The organism is Streptomyces daghestanicus (assembly GCF_020521275.1).
In the GTDB taxonomy this organism is placed as follows: domain Bacteria; phylum Actinomycetota; class Actinomycetes; order Streptomycetales; family Streptomycetaceae; genus Streptomyces; species Streptomyces griseoviridis.
The window spans coordinates 698,623-716,385 of the sequence record NZ_BNDX01000016.1 but is presented as its reverse complement, the minus strand read 5'-3'; the positions used below and the strand labels follow the sequence as shown (position 1 = coordinate 716,385).

Sequence of the window (17,763 nt, the reverse complement as noted above, 5' to 3'; positions counted from 1 at the left end):
TCGCGTCCGGGACGTTCCTCGTATCGTCGGCAGAATGCGCCAGTACTCCGCCGATCTCACTCCCCCGTGGAAGAAACCGCAGCCCGCGCCGGAGGTGCCGGCCGATCCCGGCCTCGTGGTCGAGGAGCCCGGCACCGGGTTCTGCGGCGCGGTGACCGGGTGCGAGGCGGGCACCGTGACGCTGGAGGACCGCTTCGGCAAGCGCCGCGTCTTCCCGCTGGAGCCGCGCGGGTTCCTGCTGGAGGGCCGGGTGGTGACCCTGGTCAAGCCCTCACCGGGTCCGGTACGGCCGTCCCGTACGGCGTCCGGTTCGGTGGCCGTGCCCGGGGCGCGGGCCCGGGTGGCCCGCGCCGGGAGGATCTACGTCGAGGGGCGGCACGACGCCGAGCTGGTCGAGAAGGTGTGGGGCGACGACCTGCGGATCGAGGGGGTGGTCGTCGAGTACCTGGAGGGCGTGGACGACCTGCCGTCGATCGTGTCCGCCTTCGCGCCCGGTCCCGACGCCCGGCTCGGCGTCCTGGTGGACCACCTGGTGCCGGGGTCGAAGGAGTGGCGGATCGCCCAGGCGGTGACGAGCGAGCACGCGCTGGTCGTCGGCCACCCGTACATCGACGTCTGGGAGGCGGTGAAACCGGCCTCCGTGGGCATCGCCGCCTGGCCCCGGGTGCCGCGCGGCCAGGACTGGAAGACGGGGGTCTGCCGGGCCCTGGGCTGGCCCGAGAACACGGGCGCGGCCTGGCAGCACATCCTGGGGCGGGTGCGGTCGTACAAGGACCTGGAGCCGGAGCTGCTGGGCCGGGTCGAGGAGCTGATCGACTTCGTGACGGCACCCGCGGACGACGGCTAGGGCCGGTCGTTCGGATCACGCCGCGGACGCGGGGCCTGGCACGCGCACCTGCCGCGTTGTCGTCACTCGCCGGCGCGAGGAAGGCCCAGCCGATTCCCCGCGACCTGATCCGAACGACAGGCCCCAGAGCGGGGTCAGTCCACCAGGTCCCGCACCACCGCGTCCGCCAGCAGCCGGCCCCGCAGGGTCAGCACGGCCCGGCCCTCCTCGTACGGCCCCGGCTGGAGGAGTCCGTCCGACAGGGCCCGGCGGGAGGCCGCGAGGCCGGCCTCGTGGAGGAGGGACAGGGGCACGCCCTCGCGCAGGCGCAGCTCCAGCAGGACGCGCTCGACCCGCCGGTCCTCGTCGGTGAGGACCTCGCGCCCGGCGCCCGGGGAGCGCCCCTGCGCCAGCGCCGCCGCGTACGCGCCGGGGTGCTTGACGTTCCACCAGCGCACGCCGCCCACGTGGGAGTGGGCGCCCGGCCCGGCGCCCCACCAGTCGGCGCCGCGCCAGTACAGCTCGTTGTGCAGGCAGCGCCCGGCGTCGGAGGTGGCCCAGTTGGACACCTCGTACCAGTCGAAGCCCGCCGCGGCGAGGGTCTCGTCGGCGATCAGGTACCGGTCGGCGTGCACGTCGTCGTCGGTCATGGGGATCTCGCCGCGGCGGACCCGGCGGGCCAGCCGGGTGCCCTCCTCGACGATCAGGGCGTAGGCGCTGACGTGGTCGGGTCCGGCGCCGAGCGCGGCGTCCAGGGAGGCCCGCCAGTCGTCGTCGGACTCGCCGGGGGTGCCGTAGATCAGGTCGAGGTTGACGTGGTCGAAGCCGGCGGCGCGGGCCTCGGCGACGCAGGCCTCGGGGCGGCCCGGGGTGTGGGCGCGGTCGAGGACCCGGAGCACGTGCTGCCGCGCGCTCTGCATGCCGAAGGAGATCCGGTTGAAGCCGCCCTCGCGGAGGGTGGCGAGGTAGGCCGGGTCGACGGACTCCGGGTTGGCCTCGGTGGTGATCTCCGCGTCCGGCGCGAGACCGAACTCGTCACGGATCGCGGACAGCATCCGCACGAGGTCGCCGGCGGCCAGCAGGGTGGGGGTGCCGCCGCCGACGAAGACCGTGCGGACCTCGCGGGGGTCGTCGCCGAGGACCTTCCGGGCGAGGCGGACCTCGTCGGTGAGGGTGCCGGCGTAGTTGTCGCGGGAGGCGAGGACGCCGCCGGTGCCGCGCAGCTCGGTGGCGGTGTAGGTGTTGAAGTCGCAGTAGCCGCAGCGGGTCGCGCAGTACGGGACGTGGAGGTAGAAGCCGAGGGGGCGGCTCGCGGCCCCGGCGAGCGCGGAGGCGGGCAGCGCGCCGTCGGCGGGGACGGGTTCGCCGTCGGGGAGTGCGGAGGGCATGGGCTCCATTGTCCCGCACCGGGCGCGCTACTCGGCCTGGAGGACCAGCAGCGCCAGGTCGTCCTCCGGCGGGCCGTCGCCGAACGCGTGCACCAGCCGTCGGACGCGCTCGGCGATCCGCCGCGCGTCCAGGCCCGCGCAGCCCGCGAGCGCGGCGGCGAGACCGTCGTCGTCGTCGAACTGGCGGGAGCCGTCGCGCCGCTCGGTGACGCCGTCCGTGACGCACAGCAGGCTGTCCCCGGGCCGCAGGTCGAACTCCTCGCTGGTGTACGTCTCGTCCTCCACGACCCCCAGCAGGGTCTGCGGGCGGGCGACCGCGCGGACCGTTCCGCCGGGGGTGAGCAGCAGCGGCAGCGGGTGGCCGGCGGAGGCGAGGGTGCAGCGCACCCCGCCGTCGAACGGGGCCAGCTCGCCGTAGAGCAGGGAGAGGAAGCGGGTCTGCGGCCCCTCGCCGGGGGCCAGGGGCCGGCCGCCGCCGCCGACCAGGGCGCGGGCGGCGGCGTCCGCGACCTCGGTGGCGTCGTCGAGGAGGAGCTGGTTGAGGCGGTCCAGGACGTCGGCGACGCCGTAGCCCTCGCGGGCCAGCAGCCGCAGCCAGGGCCGGGCCAGGCCGATGACGACGGCGGCCTCCGGGCCCTTGCCCTGGACGTCGCCGACGGCGAAGCACCAGCGGCCGTCGCCGGCCGGGAAGAGGTCGTAGAAGTCGCCGCTGGGTCCGCCCCGGTCCCGGGGTTCGTGGACGAGGGCGCTGCGCATGCCGGGGATCTCGGCGACCGCGCCGGGCAGCAGGCCGCGCTGGAGGACGGCACTGATGGTGGCCTGCCGGGCGTACTGACGGGCGGTGCCGACGGCGAGGGCGACACGGCGGCCGAGGTCCTCGACCAGGCCGGTGATCCCGTCGGGGACGCGGGGAGCGCCGGCCCGGCCGATGACCAGGGTGCCCAGCGGCCGGCCGGCCGCGACGAGCCGGTAGGCCAGGGCCGCGCCCCACGCGCCGCGCGGGCCGAGGGCGTCGCCCGGCCAGGGGTGGGCGGCCGGTCCGGAGTGCGAGGGGTCGGGCGGGCGCGGCGGGTCCTTCTCCAGGGCCCGGCGGAGGTCCTCGACGCGGGTCTCGTCGCCGTGCCAGACGCGGGCCAGGCGGACGCCGACCGTGGTGGCGCCGTCGCCCCGGTCGGCGCGGCCCAGGGACTCGTCCTCCAGCCAGACCGCGCACCAGTCGGCGAGGCGGGGGACGACGAGCTGCGCGGTGAGGGCGGCGATCATGTCCTCGTCGAGCTGCCCGGCGAGCAGGTCGGACGCCTCGGCGAGGAAGGACAGGGCGCCGCGGCCCAGCCACGGACGGTCCCGGGCGTCCCGGGGACCGTCCGCATCCGCGGCACCGGCGGGCGGGTCCGCGGCACCGGCCGGTGTCACCGCCGTACCCGGGCGGGCCCACTGCGCGGCGCAGTCCCAGGGGCCCCGTGGCGCGTCGGGGCCGGCCGTCCGGGCCGGGCCGGCCGTCGCCGCGCCCAGCGAGCCCAGGATCCCGGTGACCCGCAGGTCCCCTTCCCGGGCGCGCTCCTCGGCGTGGGCCTCGATCCGCCCGGCGACGACGGCCGCGTCCCCCTCGGCGGGCAGGCCGGCCCAGACCGTCTTGGTGCCGGTGCGGTACGTGATCCCCCAGGCGTCGCAGAGCGTGGCGACGAGCCGCAGGCCGCGGCCGTACTCGGGGGCGTCGCCGGCGGGCTCGGTGTCGCCCCTGCGGGGAGCGCGCGCGGGATGGCGGTCGGCGACCTCGACGACGAGCGTGCCCCAGGGCTCCAGCCGGAAGACCACCTCGACGTCCGTGCCGGCGTGCACGACGGCGTTGGTGACCAGCTCGCTGACGACCAGCAGGGCGTCGTCGGCGTGCCGGGCGGTGAGGCGCTCGGTGCCGGGCAGTCCCGCCCCGGTCCACTCGGTGAGCGCCGCCCGGACCAGTTGCCGGGCGGCTCCCGGCGCGGCGGAGGTGCCGGGCAGGGCCGCGCGGACCTGGGCGGGCGCATCGGACGGGCGGGCGTACGCCCCGGTGGCGCGGGAGGCGGTCTCCCGCTGCGTCGGAATGGCCCCCATGCACAGCTCCCCGGGCAGTTCGTACGGATACGCCGCAGTCGATGGCGACAGAGTGACAGACTGACCCCGCCCATACGCGCCGAGTCACCGAAGTGGGCCGCGATGAGTGAGAACCGTGCTACAGGTGTGCGTCCCGACGGGCCGGGACGGGTTACGGGCGGGAGCGCCGGGGCGAGGACGGACGAGCGCGCCGGCATCCTCCTCGTCGACGACATGGAGGACAACCTGATCGCGCTGGAGGCCGTGCTGGGCTCCCTGGACGAGCCGCTGGTGCGGGCGCGGTCCGGCGAGGAGGCGCTGCGGGCGCTGCAGTGCCGCCGGTTCGCCCTGGTCCTGCTGGACGTGCGGATGCCGGGCATGGACGGCTTCGAGACGGCCGCGGAGATCCGCCGGCTCGACCGGGCCAAAGACGTCCCGATCATCTTCCTGACCGGCGCGGACGACGATCCCGGGTACGCGTTCCGCGGCTACGCCACCGGTGCCGCCGACTATCTGGCCAAGCCGTTCGACCCCTGGGTGCTGCGCGCGAAGGTCGGTGTCTTCCTCGACCTGCACCGCAAGAACCGGCAGCTGGAGCTGGTGCTGGCCCGGGAGCGGGCCGTCCGGGAGGCGTTCGAGGCGTGGCTGGCCGGGCTGGAGGCCCAGCTGGACGGCACCGCGCCGCCGGACGTCCCGGCGCTGCGCCGGCAGGTGCGGGAGCTGCGGGACCTGGTGGCGCGCGGCGGGCGCGCGCGGTGACGGAGGGGCGGTACCGTCACGGCGCGCGCCCCCGGACTACGCCTCGCGGGTCCCCTCGTACATCTCGTCGATCAGGTTCTTGTACTCCCGCTCCACCACCGGCCGCTTCAGCTTCAGGCTCGGCGTGATCTCGCCGTGCTCGATGTCGAGGTCGCGCGGCAGCAGCCGGAACTTCTTGATGGTCTGCCAGCGCTGGAGCCCGGTGTTGAGCTGCTGGACGTAACCGTCGACCATCTCCACCGTGGCCGGCGCGGCGACGACCTCGGCGTAGGTGCGGCCCGCCAGGCCGTTCTCCTTCGCCCACTCCATGAGCGCGGCCTCGTCGAGGGCGATCAGGGCGGTGCAGTAGTTCCGGTCGGCGCCGTGCACGAGGATGTTGGAGACGTACGGGCAGACCGCCTTGAACTGGCCCTCGACCTCGGCGGGCGCGATGTACTTGCCGCCGGAGGTCTTGATCAGGTCCTTCTTGCGGTCGGTGATCCGCAGATAGCCGTCGGGCGACAGCTCGCCGATGTCCCCGGTGTGCAACCAGCCGTCCGCCTCCAGCACCTCGGCGGTCTTCTCGGGCAGCTTGTGGTAGCCCTGCATGACACCGGGGCCGCGCAGCAGGATCTCCCCGTCGTCGGCGATGCGGACCTCGGTGCCGGGCAGCGGCTTGCCGACCGTGCCGGTGCGGTACGCCTCACCGGGGTTGACGAAGGAGGCGGCGGAGGTCTCGGTGAGGCCGTAGCCCTCCAGGATGTGCACGCCGGCGCCGGAGAAGAAGTAGCCGATGTCGGGGGCGAGGGCGGCCGAGCCGGAGACGCAGGCGCGCAGGTTGCCGCCGAACGCCTCGCGGATCTTGGCGTAGACCAGGGCGTCGGCGGCCTTGTGCTTGGCGGACAGGCCGAAGGGGGCGCTCGCGGTGCCGGTGCGGCGGAAGTTGTCCTGGGTGACCCTGGCGTACTCCCGGGCGACCCCGGCGGCCCACTGGAAGATCTTGTACTTGGCGGCCCCGCCCGCCTTCGCCTTGGCGGCGACGCCGTTGTAGACCTTCTCGAAGATGCGCGGCACGGCCGCCATGTACGTCGGCCGGACCACCGGCAGATTCTCGATGATCTTGTCGACGCGGCCGTCGACGGCGGTGACGTGCCCGACCTCGATCTGCCCGGAGGTCAGCACCTTGCCGAAGACGTGCGCCAGCGGCAGCCACAGGTACTGCACGTCGTCCCGGGTCACCAGCCCGGTCGCGGCGATCGCCTTCGCCATGTACGACCAGCAGTCGTGCGGCAGCCGCACGCCCTTGGGGCGGCCGGTGGTGCCGGAGGTGTAGATGAGGGTGGCGAGCTGGTCCTTGGTGAGCGCGCCGACCCGCTTCGTGATCAGGTCCGGGTCCTGCTCCAGGCGGGCCGCGCCCCGGCGCTCCAGCTCGTCCAGGGTGAGGATCCAGTCCTCGTCGGCGTCGGCACCGGCCGGGTCGACGACGACCACATGGGTGAGGTCGGGCAGCTCGGCGCGCTTCGTCCGCGCCTTGGCGAGCTGCTCGGCGTTCTCCGCGATCAGCACCCGGGACTCGGAGTCGGAGAGGATGTACGCCGACTCGTCGGCGTTGGTCTGCGGATAGACGGTGGTGGTGGCCGCGCCCGCGCACATGATGCCGAGGTCGGCGAGGATCCACTCCAGCCGGGTCGAGGAGGCCAGCGCCACCCGCTGCTCCGGCTCGACACCCAGCTCGATCAGGCCGGCCGCGATGGCGTGCACCCGCTCGGCGGCCGCCGCCCAGGTCAGCGACTTCCAGTCGTCCGGCCCCACACCGGAGGCGGGCGGTACGGGGTAGCGGTACGCCTCGGCGTCCGGCGTGGCCGCCACGCGCTCCAGGAAGAGGCCCGCCACGGAGGGCGGACGGTTCTCGATCAGTGTCTGTGTGTCGCTCACGACATCCTCCGGGCCCGCGACGGTGCGGCTGGCTCTGTGCGGCTGACTCTGGTGACTCTCTTGTTTAACTCGCGAGTAACTATCGGGCAGGGGATCAGAGTAAGGCCCGACCGCCCGGTACGTAAGAGCCCGCGCCCCGTCACTTCGCACGGCCGGCGGCCCCCCGGACGCGGAAGGGGCCCGCCGTGCTCTCGCACGGCGGGCCCCTTCCGTCCGTTCCCGCGGCTACTTCTTGCCCTTGCCCGACGCCGCGCTGTCGTCACTGGAGAGGACGGCGATGAAGGCCTCCTGGGGAACCTCCACGGAACCCACCATCTTCATCCGCTTCTTGCCTTCCTTCTGCTTCTCCAGCAGCTTGCGCTTGCGGGAGATGTCACCGCCGTAGCACTTGGCGAGGACGTCCTTGCGGATGGCGCGGATGGTCTCGCGGGCGATCACCCGGGAACCGATGGCCGCCTGCACCGGCACCTCGAACGCCTGCCGCGGGATCAGCTCCTTGAGCTTGGCGACCAGCCGTACGCCGTACGCGTACGCCTGGTCCTTGTGGGTGATCGCCGAGAAGGCGTCCACCTTGTCGCCGTGCAGCAGGATGTCGACCTTGACCAGGCTGGAGGTCTGCTCGCCGGTGGGCTCGTAGTCCAGCGAGGCGTAGCCGCGGGTCTTCGACTTCAGCTGGTCGAAGAAGTCGAAGACGATCTCCGCGAGGGGCAGTGTGTAGCGGATCTCGACCCGGTCCTCGGAGAGGTAGTCCATGCCGAGCAGGGTGCCGCGCCGGTTCTGGCACAGCTCCATGATCGAGCCGATGAACTCGGTCGGCGCCAGGATCGTGGCGCGCACGACCGGCTCGTACACCTCCTGGATCTTGCCCTCGGGGAATTCGCTCGGGTTGGTGACGGTGTGCTCGCTGCCGTCCTCCATGACCACCCGGTAGACGACGTTGGGCGCCGTCGCGATCAGGTCGAGCCCGAACTCGCGCTCCAGCCGCTCCCGGATCACGTCCAGGTGGAGGAGACCGAGGAAGCCGACGCGGAAACCGAAGCCGAGGGCGGCCGAGGTCTCCGGCTCGTAGACCAGGGCCGCGTCGTTGAGCTGGAGCTTGTCCAGCGCCTCGCGCAGCTCCGGGTAGTCCGAGCCGTCCAGCGGGTACAGCCCGGAGAACACCATCGGCTTGGGGTCCTTGTACCCGCCGAGGGCCTCCGTGGCCCCCTTGTGTTGGCTGGTGACGGTGTCACCGACCTTCGACTGGCGGACGTCCTTCACCCCGGTGATCAGATAGCCCACCTCGCCGACCCCGAGGCCGTCGGCGCCGAGCATCTCCGGCGAGTTCGTCCCGATCTCCAGCAGCTCGTGGGTCGCGCCGGTCGACATCATCTTGATGCGCTCACGCTTGTTGAGCTGGCCGTCGATGACACGTACGTACGTCACGACGCCGCGGTACGAGTCATAGACCGAGTCGAAGATCATCGCGCGGGCGGGGGCGTCGGCCACCCCGACCGGAGCCGGGACGTCGGCGACCACCCGGTCCAGCAGCGCCTCGACGCCGAGACCGGTCTTGGCGGAGACCTTGAGCACGTCGGACGGGTCGCAGCCGATGAGGTTGGCCAGCTCCTCGGCGAACTTCTCGGGCTGCGCGGCCGGCAGGTCGATCTTGTTCAGCACGGGGACGATGGTGAGGTCGTTCTCCATCGCCAGGTACAGGTTGGCGAGGGTCTGCGCCTCGATGCCCTGGGCGGCGTCGACGAGGAGGATGGTCCCCTCGCACGCGGCGAGCGACCTCGACACCTCGTAGGTGAAGTCGACGTGCCCCGGGGTGTCGATCATGTTGAGGATGTGCGTGCTGCCCCGGTCGGGACCCGTGGTCGGGGCCCACGGCAGTCGCACCGCCTGGGACTTGATCGTGATGCCGCGCTCGCGCTCGATGTCCATGCGGTCGAGGTACTGGGCGCGCATCTGCCGCTGCTCGACCACACCGGTCAGCTGGAGCATCCGGTCGGCGAGCGTGGACTTGCCGTGGTCGATGTGCGCGATGATGCAGAAGTTGCGGATCAGCGCCGGGTCGGTACGGCTCGGCTCGGGCACATGGCTGGGGATCGCGGGCACGCAGGGTCCTGATTCTTGAGGCGTCCGCAGTGTCTGCGGTCTCGGGTCGGATCGATACGTAGCCTCCATCGTCCCACGCGCGGCGACCGCGGCGGGGTCTGGGCGGCTCCGGCAGGGGGGCGCCGGACGCGGTTTGGGACCCGCACCGGGCCGCTGCTAGTGTGGGGGGCTGTGTCTCTTGCCCTCTCAGCGCGAGACACACCCTCTGGAAATCACCGGCGCGGGACCCTCCGGGGCTCCGTGCCTGAACCTGTAAAGGCTCATTCGTGGCGAACATCAAGTCCCAGATCAAGCGGATCAAGACCAACGAGAAGGCCCGGCTGCGCAACAAGGCCGTCAAGTCCTCCCTGAAGACCGCGATCCGCAAGGCCCGCGAGGCCGCTGCCGCGGGTGACGTCGAGAAGGCCACCGAGTACCAGCGCGCCGCGGCGCGCCAGCTCGACAAGGCCGTCTCCAAGGGCGTCATCCACAAGAACCAGGCCGCCAACAAGAAGTCGGCGCTGGCGCAGAAGGTCGCCGGCATCAAGGCCTGACCTCTTCTCTTGATCTGACCGCCGGAAGGACCCAGAGCGGGCCCTCTCTCTCCGCTCCCGACCGGCACCCCGAGCCCGCACGCGGCCTGCGTTCGCCACGCGGGTGTGGGCTCAACCGAAGCGTGACCCGGAACCCCGCCCCAGTGTCCTGGGCGGGGTTTTGGCGTGTGCGGGAGGGCCAGGGGGGCGGCCCGTCCGGCGTTCGACGACGGGGCCGTCCAGGCCGAAGGGGGACCTGGGGTCAAGGCCCGAAGAGGGGTCTGGGGGCGCGGCTCCCAGGGACGGGAGAGGGCGGAACCGTCCAGCGAAGGGGGGTCCTGGGGGCGGCGCGGCCGCCAGGAACGGGAAGGGAAGGGGCGGAGAGAGAGGGGGCGGAGGGGACGGGACCGACCGCGTCCACGCACGGACCCGGATCGTCCACGCACAGACCCGGATCGTCGACGCACGGACCCGGATCGTCCACACACAGACCCAGATCGTCCACGCACGGACCGGGATGGAGACTCCCGTCCCGGCCCGCGCCCGTGACTACCGCCCCCGCGACCGTGCCGCCCGCGCCACCGTGACGACCGCCTTCTCCAACGCGTACCCGGGGTCCTCACCCCCGCCCTTCACCCCCGCGTCCGCCTCGGCCACGGCCCGCAGCGCGACCGCCACCCCGTCCGGCGTCCACCCCCGCATCTGCTGCCGCACCCGGTCGATCTTCCACGGCGGCATCCCCAGCTCCCGGGCGAGATCCGCCGGCCGCCCCCCGCGCGCCGACGACAGCTTCCCGATCGCCCGCACCCCCTGCGCCAGCGCGCTGGTGATCAGCACCGGCGCCACCCCCGTCGACAAAGACCACCGCAGCGCCTCCAGCGCCTCCGCGGCCCGCCCCTCCACCGCCCGGTCGGCGACCGTGAAGCTGGACGCCTCGGCCCGCCCGGTGTAGTACCGCCCGACCACGGCCTCGTCGATCGTCCCCTCGACGTCCGCGACGAGCTGCGACACCGCCGACGCCAGCTCCCGCAGATCACTGCCGATCGCGTCCACCAGCGCCTGGCACGCCTCGGGCGTCGCCGACCGCCCCGCGCCACGGAACTCCGCGCGGGTGAAGGCGAGCCGGTCCGCCGGCTTGGTCATCTTCGGGCACGCCACCTCCCGCGCCCCCGCCTTGCGCGCGGCGTCCAACAGCCCCTTGCCCTTGGCGCCGCCCGCGTGCAGCAGGACGAGGGTGATCTCCTCGGCGGGGGCGCCCAGGTAGACCTTGACGTCCTTGACCGTGTCGGCGGACAGGTCCTGGGCGTTGCGTACGACCACGACCTTGCGCTCGGCGAAGAGGGAGGGACTGGTCAGCTCGGCGAGCGTGCCGGGCTGCAACTGGTCCGGCGTGAGGTCGCGCACGTCGGTGTCGGCGTCGGCGGCCTTCGCGGCGGCCACCACCTCCCGCACCGCGCGGTCGAGCAGCAGGTCCTCCTGGCCCACGGCGAGCGTCACCGGGGCGAGAGGGTCGTCATTCGCAGTCTTCCTGGCCATCGCGCCAAGCATCGCACGGGGCACCGACACCACGTCCCGAGCCCGGAGGGGCGACGGCCCCCGAAGGCGGGGAACGGGCTGGTTCCCGCCTTCGGATTCCGGCGCGTGCCGGACGCCGACCGGGAGCCGGCGCTCCGTGGCCCGCCCCGGTGCGCCGGGGCTGACTACAGTGGCCGCCATGAGCGACCGGCCCGCGCCCCGCACCGTATCGCCGATGCTGCTCGGCGTGGACGACGACGGCTGGTCGCCCGTCACCGCCGGCGAGTCGGGAGCGGCCGTCTTCCGCAGCGCGGACGCCACCCGGTACGCCAAGTGCGTCCCCGCCGCGGACGCGGCCGGCCTCGCGGCCGAGCGCGACCGGGTCGTGTGGCTCGGCGATCAGGGCGTACCTGGTCCCCGGGTGCTCGACTGGCGGTCCGGTGACGCCGGCGCCTGCCTGGTGACCCGCGCCGTCTCCGGCACACCCGCCGACCAGGTGTCCGCCGAGGACCTGCGGACCGCCTGGGGTCCCCTCGCGGACGCGGTCCGCCGACTGCACGAGGTACCGGTGTCCCGGTGCCCCTTCCGCCGGGGCCTGGACGCCATGGTCGCCATGGCGCGCGACGTCGTGGCCCGGGACGCCGTCGACCCCGACTTCCTCCCCGTCGACCAGCGGCGGACGCCCCCTGCGAAACTGCTGGACCGCCTCACCCGGCAGGTCTCGCGGCGACGGGAGCAGGAAGCCGCCGACACGGTCGTGTGCCACGGCGACCTGTGCCTGCCCAACATCGTTCTCGACCCGCGGACCCTGGACGTGGCGGGCTTCATCGACCTGGGCCGCCTCGGACCGGCCGACCGCCACGCCGACCTGGCCCTGCTGCTCGCCAACGCGCGCGAGACATGGCCCGACGAGGAACGGGCCCGCGCCGCGGACACGGCCTTCGCCATGAGGTACGGCACCGCCCTCGACCCCGACCGCCTGCGCTTCTACCTCCACCTCGACCCGCTCACCTGGGGCTGACCGGTTCCCGCGGGGGAACGGGCGGGCCGACGGGCCGACGGGCCGACGGGCCGACGGGCCGACGGGCCGACGGGCCGACGGGAGAAGCCTGCGCGCCGTGCAGCCCGGCCAGGCGAACGGTCACGGCCCCCTCGTCACGAAGGGCGGTGCCCCCACCCTGCTCGGCGGCGCCCCCGCCCTCGCTCCGGGCAGCCGACGCACCGTCCGGCCCGTCCGGGCCCGCACGGCCCGCACGGCGCGAGGCTAGGGCTCCTCCCGCCAGCCGTCCCACTCCGCGGCGAACTCGTCCAGCTCGGCGGCGTCCAGTTCCCCGTCCTCGTCCCGCAGGACGACGAGCCACTGGGCGTCCTCCGCGTCGTCCTCCCCGGCCAGCGCGTCCCGGACGAGCTGCGGCTCCTCGGCGACGCCGAACCGCTCCCCGAGCGCCTCCGCCGCCTCTTCCGCGGCATCGCGGTCGGGCAGCACCAGCACATGTCTCACGTCACTCACGCCGGCCATTCTCCGTCACCCCCGCCGGCGGACGTCCGCCCGGGTCCACGCCGCGCGACCGGCCCCGCGGGGCCGCGCCCGACGCCGACCGCACGGCTCCGGGCCCGAAGTCAGCCCTTGGGCACGATCTGCACATCGAGGTCGATCTTGATGCTGGGGCCGACCACCGCGATGCCGCGCGCCAGCATCGTCTGCCAGCTCACCGTGAAGTCGTCGCGGCGCAGTTCCGTGGTGGCCCGGCAGGCCGCCCGCGTCTCGCCCTCCATGCCGTTGCCCAGCCCGAGGTACTCCGCGTCCAGGGTGACCGTCCGCGTCACGCCGTGCAGCGACAGCCCGCCGGTGATCGACCACCGGTTGCCGCCCCGGTGCGCGAACCGGTCACTGTAGAACTCCAGCGTCGGATACCGCTGCACGTCCAGGAAGTCCGCCGACCGCAGATGGTCGTCGCGCATCCGCACATTGGTGTCGATGGACGCCGCGTCGATCACCACGTGCATCGCCGACTGCTCCATCTCGTCGGCGATCCGCACCGCCCCGGCGAAGGAGTTGAACCGCCCGTGGATACGGGCCAGCCCGATGTGCCGCGCGGTGAACCCGATCGAGGAGTGCGCCGGCTCGATCTCCCACTCCCCCGCCGACGGCACCTCCGGCGGCGCCGCGACCTGCAAGGTCACATCCCCGAGCGAGGCGAGCGAATCCTCGATCACCGTCACCGACGCCCGGTACGGAGTGAAACCCTCGGCGGACACCGCGAGCCGGTACTCCCCCGCCGGCACGGCCGTGACGAACGACCCGTAAGGATCCGTCCCCCCGCTGACGACCTTGCGCCCCATGATGTCGCTCACCGTCAACTCGGCGTGCGCCACCGGCTCATTGACCCCGTCGAGCACCCTGCAGCTCAACACCCCGGCACTCGGCGGTATCTGCACCGCCGCCAGAGGCCCCGTCCGACGTACCCGCTTGGCGCGGCTTCCCAACAAGCGGCCGATCATCTACGACACCCTCTGCACGACGTGAATCTGCTCCTACCGAAGAAGCATTCGATCACCGTTGAGGCTTTCCAGGCAACACGGGACCACATCACAGCAAAGCGGCGCATGTGACGGGAGTGTGGACGAGTGGCCCCGATGTGATGCGGATTGATGGCACGGGTACGGGTTTTGCCCAGCTGCCCCATAGGCGGTATGGGAAGCCTGGGGGGGCTCCCCCTCCCCCCCACCCCCCCACCCGCCCCGCCTCCCCCACCCTCCCTCCTCAGCCCCTCACCACCCGCAACCCCTCCCCTCGGGCACCACCACCGTCCCCGTCTCCCGCCCCGCTCGCCACGCCGGCCTCCGAAGCCATCGCCGGCCTCGGTCCCGGTCCCGATCCCGCGACCGCCAACGTGCCGTCCCGGTCCGTCCGGAGGACCGCCGTGCCCTGGGCGCGCAGTGCGGCGAGTGTGCCAGGCGCGGGGTGGCCGTAGGCGTTGTCCGCACCGCAGGAGATCAACGCCATCCGTGGTGCCACCCTGCGCAGGAGGCCGGGATCCTGGTACGCCGAGCCGTGGTGGGCCACCTTGAGCACGTCCACGCGTTCCAGTGCGGAGTCCGCCGGTGACGCGGCCAGCGCCCGCTGGGCGGGCGGTTCGAGGTCGCCGAGCAGGAGCAGCCGCAGCCCTGCTGTGCGCACCAGCAGCGTGACGCTGGCGTCGTTCGCCCCCTCCAGGCCCGGTACCGGACCGCGCACCGGACCACCGGGCCCCACGCCATCCGGGTTCGGCGGAGGCCACAGGACCCGCCAGGACAGGGGGCCCGCCCTCCGTTCCTCCCCGGCGACGGCATGCCGCAGGGGGACCTTCCGTGCCGTCGCCTGGTGACGGACGAAGTCGGCCTGGTCCGCCGGTTCCTCCCAGCCGGTCGTCTCGATCGCGCCGACCGCACGGCCCCGGAGCACCCCTGGCAGACCCGCGACATGGTCGGCGTGGAAGTGGGTCAGCACGACGAGTGGGACCCGGGTGATCCCCAGCGACTGCAGACAGTGGTCGACGAGCGCGGGGTCGGGTCCGGCGTCCACCACCACTCCCGCGCCCTCACCCGCGGCGAGCACCATCGCGTCCCCCTGCCCGACGTCGCACATCACCATCCGCCAGTCCGGTGGCGGCCAGCCCGTGATGACCTGGGCCAGCGGAGCCGGCCGGACCACCGCGACGGCCAGTGCCACCACGCAGACCCCGCACCACCAGGGATGCCGCAGCAGCCGCCGCCCCACGAGCAGGACGATGCCCGTGAGCAGGGCGAGCAGGGCCGCCCCGGCCCAGCTCCCCGGCCAGTCCACGCCCGCGCCGGGCAGTTCCGCCCCGGTCCGGGCGACGGCCGCGAGCCACCCCGCCGGCCAGCTCGCGCACCACGCCAGTGCCTTGGCCACGGGCATCACCACCGGTGCGCTCACCAGCGCGCCGAAGCCCAGGACGGTGGCCGGGGCGACGGCGAACTCGGCCAGCAGGTTGCACGGCACCGCCACCAGGCTCACCCGCGCCGACAGCACGGTGACGACCGGCGCGCACACCGCCTGGGCGGCGGCAGCGGCGGCCAGCGCCTCGGCGAGCCGGGGCGGCACACCCCGCCCGCGCAGGGTGGCGCTCCAGCGCGGTGCCAGGGTGAGCAGGGCGCCGGTGGCCAGCACCGAGAGCAGGAAGCCGTAACTCCGGGCGAGCCACGGGTCGTACAGCACCAGCAGCAGTACCGCCGTCGCGAGTGCCGGGATCAGGGATCTGCGGCGTCCGGTGGCGAGGGCGAGCAGGGCCACGCCTCCGCAGGCCGCGGCCCGCAGCACGCTCGGGTCGGGGCCGCACACCACGGTGAACCCGAGGGCCAGCGCCGCCCCGAGCAGTGCCGTCGTCCGCAGCGGGACCCCGAGCCGGGGTGCCAGTCCCCGGCGTTCGCTGCGCTGCGCCAGACCGGGGGGCCCCAGCAGCAGGGCGAGCAGGATGGTGAAGTTGGCTCCGCTCACGGCCAGCGTGTGGGTGAGGTCGGTCTCCTTGAACGCCTCGTCCAGTTCCGGAGTGACCCGTGAGGTGTCGCCGACGACCAGCCCCGGAAGCAGTGCCCGCGCGTCCGCCGGCAGGTCGTCGGTGGCCTCCCGCAGTCCGGCGCGCAGCCGTCCCGCGATCCGCTGGGCCCGCGACGGCCCGCTCACGACGTCCGGCTCCGCCTCGTCCCGTACCCGCAGCACGGCGGCGATGCGGTCCCCGCCCGCCGTCGGGGGTGCCGTCCGCGCGGTGACCCGTACCCGTGTCGTCGGCAGCAGTTCGAGCCAGGGCGAGGCGCGGGCCCGGTCCGCGGTGGTGTCGAGGTCGACGATCAGGCGTACCGGTGTCCGTGTGGTCGTCGTCGTCCCGTCCCGCTGTTCCACCCGGCGGACGTCGGCGTCCACCAGTGCGGCGGGCGGGGCCGCGCGGTTGCCCTGGACGCGGGGGCGGGCGAGGCGGGGGGCGGAGGTGAGCTGCGCCTCGGCGGTCACGGTGGCGTACCGCCGGGCCAGTTCCGGTACCGGTCCGCGGCGCGCGTCGGCGCCGTGCAGTCCGGCGGAGGTGACGGACGCGGCGACGCAGAGCAGCAGGGCGGCGACGGCGGGCCGGTACCGCCCGCGGGTCCTCCGGCGGCACGTCAGGAGCAGGGCGCCGGCGGTCACGGTGCAGGCCACCGCCGTACACACGATCCACGCGGAGGGCAGGTCCGGTGCCAGGGCCGCTGCCGCCCAGGCGCCGAGGGCGGGGGGCACCAGGCGCAGATCAGCCGGGCCCTCCTGGCGGGGACGGGAGGCGCCGAGGCGTCTGCCGGATGCGGCGTGGACGGCGGACCGGGGTGCCGGCGGGGCGCCCCGGCCCGCCGCGGAGCGCGGTCGGCCGGCCCCTGCCGCCCGCGGGGCGTCCTTCGCGTCGTCCGGTGCGCGGGCCGGCCCGGTCGGGCGGGTCATGGGCGTACGAGGTCGCGCAGGTCGGCGAAGCGGCGTTCACCGATGCCGTTGACCTCGCGCAGTTCGTCCACGGAGCGGAAGCCGCCGTGGCTGGTCCGGTACTCGATGATGTGCCCGGCGAGGACGGGGCCGACTCCCGGAAGGGTGTCGAGCTGGTCGACGGTGGCCGTGTTGAGGGAGACGGGGGCGGCGGGCGGCGCGCCGGGGGCGGCGCCGGTCGCCGCGCCCGCCCCGGCACCCGTGCCGACCGGTGCGCCCTCCGGTGGCGGGCCGACGACGACCTGCTCGCCGTCGACCAGGAACCGTGCCCGGTTGAGCGCGTCGGTGTTCGTGCCGGGCCGCACGCCACCGGCCGCGCGCAGGGCGTCCGCCACACGTGAACCGGCCGGCAGCCGGTGGACGCCGGGTTCGCGGACCTTGCCGCTGACGTCGACGACGATCTCCGCGCCGGCGGTACCGCTGGCACCCGGGGCTCGTGAGGCGGCTCCCGCCACTTCGCTCCCCGTCCCGTCCGCACCGGCCGGCGTGTCGGTGCCCGTGGCCTGCTCGTCCGTCGCGGGGGTCGCCGCCGCCCGTACGACTTCCGGTGCGGCGACGGAATGCGTCCGGCCGGTCCAGAAGTGCTGGGCCGCGAGCCCTGCGGCGGCGACCAGCACCACCGTCAGCGCCACCGCCCCGCGCCGTTCCAGCCCACACCGGGTCTGCAGCCACAGCGGCATCCGCTCCCGCAGTGCCAGCCGGGCCCGCCCCCACCGGGAGCCCACGCCGGGAACGTCACCGCTCGCCGCGCCGCCCCCGGAACCCGCGCCCGCCTCCCGCGCCGCGCCCGCCTCCGCCGCCGTACCCGAAGGCGCTCCCGTACCCGAAGGCGCTCCCGTGCCCGGCGGCGCCTTCCCCGAGTGCCGCCGATCGGCGGCCACCGGGTCGGCGCGGTCCGCGTGCTCCCCGTGTTCGGCCCAGGAGGGCCGTTCCTCGAAGAGCGCCTCCGCCCGCCTGCGGAGTTCCTCCGCCGAGGCCCGGCGGCGCTGGTGCCGTGCGCCCGGCCGGTCGCGGGCGTACGGCGGGCGACGGTGCCGGAAGCGGCCGTCGGAAACGGGGTGGCGGCCCGGACCGCTGGTCGGGGCCGTTGCGCGAGAGCGTGATCGAAGTGCCATGCGAAGAGGATGGGACGGGCCGGCACTCTCTCGATGATCTTGCTGGATTTCCGTGGAC

General features: G+C 74.2%; 13 protein-coding genes. 4 read left to right on the top strand and 9 right to left on the bottom strand.

Annotation, left to right across the window (positions count from 1 at the left end; all coding sequences use genetic code 11):
* The first annotated feature begins 34 nt into the window (after nucleotides 1-34).
* On the top strand, nucleotides 35-847 hold the full coding sequence (locus Sdagh_RS29900) for a DUF3097 domain-containing protein (protein WP_189412767.1): 813 nt from the start codon (nucleotides 35-37) through the stop codon (nucleotides 845-847).
* Between the two features lie 134 nt (nucleotides 848-981).
* On the opposite strand, the gene hemW is transcribed toward Sdagh_RS29900, so the two are convergent.
* The gene (gene hemW / locus Sdagh_RS29895) at nucleotides 982-2,214 is read right to left on the bottom strand and encodes a radical SAM family heme chaperone HemW (protein ID WP_189412764.1); all 1,233 of its coding nucleotides are present in this window, start codon (nucleotides 2,212-2,214) and stop codon (nucleotides 982-984) included.
* Nucleotides 2,215-2,241: 27 nt separating this feature from the next.
* Nucleotides 2,242-4,305, bottom strand: a complete 2,064-nt coding sequence (locus Sdagh_RS29890) for an ATP-binding SpoIIE family protein phosphatase (protein WP_190077250.1) — start codon at nucleotides 4,303-4,305, stop codon at nucleotides 2,242-2,244.
* A 213-nt stretch (nucleotides 4,306-4,518) separates the two neighbouring features.
* Here Sdagh_RS29890 and Sdagh_RS29885 point away from each other — a divergent pair, with 213 nt between their 5' ends.
* The gene (locus Sdagh_RS29885) at nucleotides 4,519-5,043 is read left to right on the top strand and encodes a response regulator (protein ID WP_229879811.1); all 525 of its coding nucleotides are present in this window, start codon (nucleotides 4,519-4,521) and stop codon (nucleotides 5,041-5,043) included.
* A 36-nt stretch (nucleotides 5,044-5,079) separates the two neighbouring features.
* Here the strand turns inward: Sdagh_RS29885 and Sdagh_RS29880 are convergent, their stop codons facing one another.
* On the bottom strand, nucleotides 5,080-6,957 hold the full coding sequence (locus tag Sdagh_RS29880) for an AMP-dependent synthetase/ligase (protein ID WP_189412758.1): 1,878 nt from the start codon (nucleotides 6,955-6,957) through the stop codon (nucleotides 5,080-5,082).
* 225 nt (nucleotides 6,958-7,182) lie between these two features.
* Nucleotides 7,183-9,057, bottom strand: a complete 1,875-nt coding sequence (lepA, locus tag Sdagh_RS29875; protein ID WP_189412755.1) for a translation elongation factor 4 — start codon at nucleotides 9,055-9,057, stop codon at nucleotides 7,183-7,185.
* Nucleotides 9,058-9,323: 266 nt separating this feature from the next.
* Between lepA and rpsT the strand changes: the two genes are divergently transcribed.
* A complete protein-coding gene (gene rpsT, locus Sdagh_RS29870; RefSeq protein WP_189412754.1) occupies nucleotides 9,324-9,590 on the top strand; it encodes a 30S ribosomal protein S20 in 267 nt (88 codons plus the stop codon).
* A 528-nt stretch (nucleotides 9,591-10,118) separates the two neighbouring features.
* On the opposite strand, the gene holA is transcribed toward rpsT, so the two are convergent.
* Nucleotides 10,119-11,105 carry a DNA polymerase III subunit delta gene (gene holA / locus Sdagh_RS29865; protein ID WP_189412752.1) on the bottom strand — a complete coding sequence of 329 codons (987 nt, stop codon included), beginning with the start codon at nucleotides 11,103-11,105 and terminating at the stop codon, nucleotides 10,119-10,121.
* A gap of 178 nt (nucleotides 11,106-11,283) precedes the next feature.
* Between holA and Sdagh_RS29860 the strand changes: the two genes are divergently transcribed.
* On the top strand, nucleotides 11,284-12,105 hold the full coding sequence (locus Sdagh_RS29860) for an APH(3'') family aminoglycoside O-phosphotransferase (RefSeq protein ID WP_190077248.1): 822 nt from the start codon (nucleotides 11,284-11,286) through the stop codon (nucleotides 12,103-12,105).
* Between the two features lie 243 nt (nucleotides 12,106-12,348).
* On the opposite strand, the gene Sdagh_RS29855 is transcribed toward Sdagh_RS29860, so the two are convergent.
* The 4 genes from Sdagh_RS29855 to Sdagh_RS29840 all read right to left on the bottom strand — a co-directional run bounded on the left by Sdagh_RS29855 (nucleotide 12,349) and on the right by Sdagh_RS29840 (nucleotide 17,705).
* Nucleotides 12,349-12,594 carry a hypothetical protein gene (locus tag Sdagh_RS29855; RefSeq protein ID WP_189412748.1) on the bottom strand — a complete coding sequence of 82 codons (246 nt, stop codon included), beginning with the start codon at nucleotides 12,592-12,594 and terminating at the stop codon, nucleotides 12,349-12,351.
* 110 nt (nucleotides 12,595-12,704) lie between these two features.
* Nucleotides 12,705-13,586, bottom strand: coding sequence for a YceI family protein (locus Sdagh_RS29850; protein ID WP_190077247.1), 882 nt, complete (start codon nucleotides 13,584-13,586; stop codon nucleotides 12,705-12,707).
* A 262-nt stretch (nucleotides 13,587-13,848) separates the two neighbouring features.
* Nucleotides 13,849-16,551, bottom strand: coding sequence for a ComEC/Rec2 family competence protein (locus Sdagh_RS29845; protein WP_190077246.1), 2,703 nt, complete (start codon nucleotides 16,549-16,551; stop codon nucleotides 13,849-13,851).
* Nucleotides 16,548-17,705, bottom strand: coding sequence for a ComEA family DNA-binding protein (locus Sdagh_RS29840; protein ID WP_190077245.1), 1,158 nt, complete (start codon nucleotides 17,703-17,705; stop codon nucleotides 16,548-16,550). The genes Sdagh_RS29845 and Sdagh_RS29840 overlap by 4 nt, the downstream gene beginning before the upstream one ends.
* Nucleotides 17,706-17,763 lie beyond the last annotated feature (58 nt).